The 4,855-nt window shown below is 69.5% G+C and carries 4 protein-coding genes; all 4 read left to right on the top strand.

What is annotated here, in order from left to right; all coding sequences use genetic code 11:
- On the top strand, positions 1–304 hold a 304-nt coding region (locus tag B9S61_RS27695), incomplete at its 5' end, for a transposase (RefSeq protein ID WP_146064897.1).
- 468 nt (positions 305–772) lie between these two features.
- Positions 773–3,496, top strand: coding sequence for an aconitate hydratase AcnA (gene acnA, locus B9S61_RS27690; RefSeq protein WP_103544682.1), 2,724 nt, complete (start codon positions 773–775; stop codon positions 3,494–3,496).
- 122 nt (positions 3,497–3,618) lie between these two features.
- Positions 3,619–4,074 carry a hypothetical protein gene (locus tag B9S61_RS27685; RefSeq protein ID WP_219819965.1) on the top strand — a complete coding sequence of 152 codons (456 nt, stop codon included), beginning with the start codon at positions 3,619–3,621 and terminating at the stop codon, positions 4,072–4,074.
- Between the two features lie 13 nt (positions 4,075–4,087).
- Positions 4,088–4,855, top strand: a 768-nt coding sequence (locus B9S61_RS27680; protein ID WP_146064965.1) for a caspase family protein, incomplete at its 3' end; no start/stop codon positions are given.

Genomic DNA, 4,855 nt, shown 5'->3' with positions numbered 1-4,855 from the left:
CCTCGCCTCCTACGCCGGACTGGCCCCCACCACGAAGCAGTCGGGCACCTCCATCCACGGCGAACACGCACCCCGAGGCGGCAACCGGCAACTCAAACGGGCGATGTTCCTGTCCGCCTTCGCCTGCATGAACGCCGACCCGGCCTCCCGCACCTACTACGACCGCCAGCGAGCCCGCGGCAAGACCCACACCCAAGCCCTCCTCCGCCTCGCCCGCCAGCGCATCAGCGTCCTGTTCGCCATGCTCCGCGACGGCACCTTCTACGAACCCCGGACACCGAAAGACGTCGAGCTCGCCGCATAACCCCAGCAACACCGAACCACCCCAAACCCGACAAGGGTGCCTTGACGAAGGACATAGAGGCACCCCCCCCCGTCGGCCCTCGCGTGCCGCGCCGCCCGAACTCCGCCCTCGCCCCCGCCCTCGCTCGCCGGACATCCGTGGACGGCGGTGTGCGGGCGCCGGCCATGGGGGTGCGCGCTCCGGGTACCCGTGAGAACGGGTGGCGTTCGCCGCCGGCCGGGGCAGGGGGGCATCCCCGTGCGATCACTCGCGCGAGCGGGTTGACTGAAGCAGGCGACCGGGCCCGGGCATGACCATTCCGTCCGCGTGTACTAGAGTTATCTCGACATCGAGATATCTGCCGAGGCGCACCGCAGCCGCCACCCTGGTGAGGGTTACTTAACTTAGCCTTACCTTAGCGGACTGGCCAGGGTGGCGTGGCGGCAGGATGCGGTGGTACGTACGCGCACATCAATGAAGGAGACTGTCGTGTCGGCGAACAGCTTCGACGCCCGCAGCACGCTGCAGGTGGGCGACGAGTCGTACGAGATCTTCCGGCTGGACAAGGTCGAGGGCTCCGCGCGCCTTCCCTACAGCCTGAAGGTGCTGCTGGAGAACCTGCTCCGCACCGAAGACGGCGCCAACATCACCGCCGACCACATCCGTGCCCTGGGCGGCTGGGACTCCCAGGCCCAGCCGGCGCAGGAGATCCAGTTCACGCCGGCCCGCGTGATCATGCAGGACTTCACCGGCGTTCCCTGCGTCGTCGACCTCGCCACCATGCGTGAGGCCGTCAAGGAGCTGGGCGGCGACCCGAACAAGATCAACCCGCTCTCCCCGGCCGAGATGGTCATCGACCACTCCGTCATCGCCGACAAGTTCGGCACCCCCGACGCCTTCAAGCAGAACGTCGACCTGGAGTACGGCCGCAACCGCGAGCGTTACCAGTTCCTGCGCTGGGGCCAGACCGCCTTCGACGACTTCAAGGTCGTCCCGCCCGGCACCGGCATCGTCCACCAGGTGAACATCGAGCACCTGGCCCGCGTCGTCATGACCCGTGACGGCAAGGCCTACCCCGACACCCTGGTCGGCACCGACTCGCACACCACCATGGTCAACGGACTCGGCGTCCTCGGCTGGGGCGTCGGCGGCATCGAGGCCGAGGCCGCCATGCTCGGCCAGCCCGTCTCCATGCTGATCCCGCGCGTCGTCGGCTTCAAGCTCACCGGTGAGCTCAAGCCCGGCACCACCGCCACCGACCTCGTGCTCACCATCACCGAGATGCTGCGCAAGCACGGCGTCGTCGGCAAGTTCGTCGAGTTCTACGGCGAGGGCGTGGCCGCCACCTCCCTCGCCAACCGCGCCACCATCGGCAACATGTCGCCGGAGTTCGGCTCCACCGCCGCGATCTTCCCGATCGACGACGAGACGCTGAACTACATGCGCCTGACCGGCCGCAGCGACCAGCAGGTCGCCCTCGTCGAGGCGTACGCCAAGGAGCAGGGCCTCTGGCTGGACCCGCAGGCCGAGCCGGACTTCTCCGAGAAGCTCGAGCTGGACCTGTCCACGGTCGTCCCGTCGATCGCCGGCCCGAAGCGCCCGCAGGACCGTATCGTCCTCGCCGACGCCAAGGCCCAGTTCAGCCAGGACGTACGCACCTACGTCAAGGACGGCGGCGACGTCGACGAGGCCAGCAAGGAGTCCTTCCCGGCCTCCGACTCCCCGGCCATCTCCAACGGCGCCCCGTCCCACCCGGTCGAGGTCACCGCCGCCGACGGCACGACCTACACGCTCGACCACGGGGCGGTGACGGTCGCGGCGATCACCTCCTGCACCAACACCTCCAACCCGTACGTCATGGTCGCCGCCGCGCTGGTGGCCAAGAAGGCGGTGGAGAAGGGCCTGACCCGCAAGCCGTGGGTCAAGACCACCCTCGCCCCGGGTTCCAAGGTCGTCACCGACTACTTCGAGAAGGCGGGCCTGACCCCGTACCTCGACAAGGTCGGCTTCAACCTCGTCGGCTACGGCTGCACCACCTGCATCGGCAACTCCGGCCCGCTGCCGGACGAGGTCTCCCAGGCGGTCAACGAGCACGACCTGGCCGTGACGTCGGTGCTCTCCGGCAACCGCAACTTCGAGGGCCGGATCAACCCCGACGTCAAGATGAACTACCTGGCGTCCCCGCCGCTGGTCGTCGCCTACGCGCTCGCCGGTTCCATGAAGGTGGACATCACCCGCGAGGCCCTCGGATACGACCAGGACAACAACCCGGTCTTCCTGAAGGACATCTGGCCCTCCGAGGCCGAGGTCAACGACGTCGTGGCGAACGCCATCGGCGAGGACATGTTCTCCAAGTCCTACGCCGACGTCTTCGCCGGTGACGCCCAGTGGCAGGCGCTGCCCATCCCGACCGGCGACACCTTCGAGTGGGACTCCGAGTCCACCTACGTGCGCAAGCCCCCGTACTTCGAGGGCATGGGCATGGAGCCGGCCCCGGTCGAGGACATCTCCGGCGCCCGCGTCCTCGCCAAGCTGGGCGACTCGGTCACCACCGACCACATCTCCCCGGCCGGCGCCATCAAGGCCGACACCCCGGCCGGCAAGTACCTCACGGAGCACGGCATCGAGCGCCGCGACTTCAACAGCTACGGCTCCCGCCGCGGCAACCACGAGGTCATGATCCGCGGTACGTTCGCCAACATCCGCCTGCGCAACCAGATCGCGCCGGGCACCGAGGGCGGCTACACCCGCGACTTCACCCAGGCGGACGGCCCCGTGTCGTTCATCTACGACGCCTCCCGCAACTACATCGAGCAGGGCATCCCGCTGGTCGTCCTGGCCGGCAAGGAGTACGGCTCCGGCTCGTCCCGCGACTGGGCCGCCAAGGGCACCGCGCTGCTCGGCGTCAAGGCCGTCATCGCCGAGTCCTACGAGCGCATCCACCGCTCGAACCTCATCGGCATGGGCGTCCTGCCGCTGCAGTTCCCGGAGGGCCACACCGCCGAGTCCCTCGGTCTGACCGGCGAGGAGACCTTCTCCGTCTCCGGCGTCACCGAGCTCAACGACGGCACCACCCCGCGCACGGTGAAGGTCACCACCGACAAGGGCGTCGAGTTCGACGCGGTCGTCCGCATCGACACCCCCGGTGAGGCCGACTACTACCGCAACGGCGGCATCCTGCAGTACGTGCTGCGCAGCCTGATCCGCAAGTAAGAGGCAGGGCCGAGTAGTTGAGGGCCGCATCCCCGTGTCGGGGATGCGGCCCCCGTCGTCGCCCCCGTTGTACGCTGAAACCTCACCGGACGACGGGGGTGGCGGTGGACCGCACGGAGCGCTTGCAGCTTGTCCTGGCCGGCAGCCAGGACAGTGACCAGGAGGAACTCGACGAGCTGACGGTCCAGTTGCGTGAGCGGCTGCTCGAACTGGACGTCGACGGCGTCGAACTGAGCCGCTCCGGAACCGTCCCCGACGGGGCCAAGCCGGTGGACGCGATCGCGGCCGGCGCGCTCGCCGTGACCGCGGCCCCCTTCCTGCTGCGCTCGGTGCTCGACCTGGTGCGGACGTGGATCGAGACCCGTCCGGTGCGCACGGTCAGCATCACCCTGGGCGAGGACAGCCTGGACCTGGAGGCCGTCTCCTCCGCCGACCAGCAGCGGCTCATCGACGCCTTCCTGGCCGCGCACGGCCGGCAGCCGGAACCGGCCGACGACGGTCGTGAACCGGAACCGGAGCCGCAACCGGAGAGGGCCGGCAACCGGGGTCCGGGACCCGCCGGCGGCCGGGCCGGCTGACGGACGTACGACCATGCCCGGAGGCCGCCACGCGCTGCTCGTCGCGACGGGTACCTACGACAGCCAGGCCCTGAGCCGGCTGCGTTCCCCCGCCGGAGACGCCCTGGCGCTGGCGGAGGTGCTCGAGGACCCGAGGATCGGCGACTTCGAGGTCGACAGGGTCGTCGACCGCCCCCATCACGAGGTGACGCGGGCCGTCGAACGGTTCTTCCTCGACCGTCGCCGGGACGATCTGCTCCTGCTCCACCTCTCCTGCCACGGTCTCAAGAACGACAACGGCGAACTGCACTTCGCCACCGGGGACACCGACCGGCGACTGCTCGCCTCCACCTCCGTGCCCGCCCGGTTCGTGCAACGGCAGATGAGCCAGTGCCGGGCGCGGTCGATCGTCCTGCTCCTCGACTGCTGCTACAGCGGCGCCTTCCTGACCGGCGGCAAGGGCGACACCACGGTCCATGTCAGGGACGAACTGGCGGGGCACGGCCGCGTGGTGCTCACCGCGACCAACCGCACGGAGTACGCGTGGGAGGGCGAGCGGGTCACCGAACTGGGCCCCGAGCCCTCCCGGTTCACCGGAGCCCTGATCGAAGGCCTGCGCAGCGGTGAGGCGGACCGCGACCGGGACGGCCTGATCGGCGTGCAGGAACTCTACGACTACGTGTACGAGGAACTGCGGGACTCCGGTGTCCGGCAACGCCCGCAGATGTGGGCCGAGCTGGAACACCGGGTCGTGGTGGCACGCTCGGTTCTCCCCGCCCTGCCGCACGGCCGGGACCGCGAG

The sequence above is a fragment of the Streptomyces sp. SM1 genome (genome assembly GCF_002910825.1).
GTDB lineage: Bacteria > Actinomycetota > Actinomycetes > Streptomycetales > Streptomycetaceae > Streptomyces > Streptomyces okerensis.
This window is presented reverse-complemented; position numbering and strand designations above follow the sequence as displayed.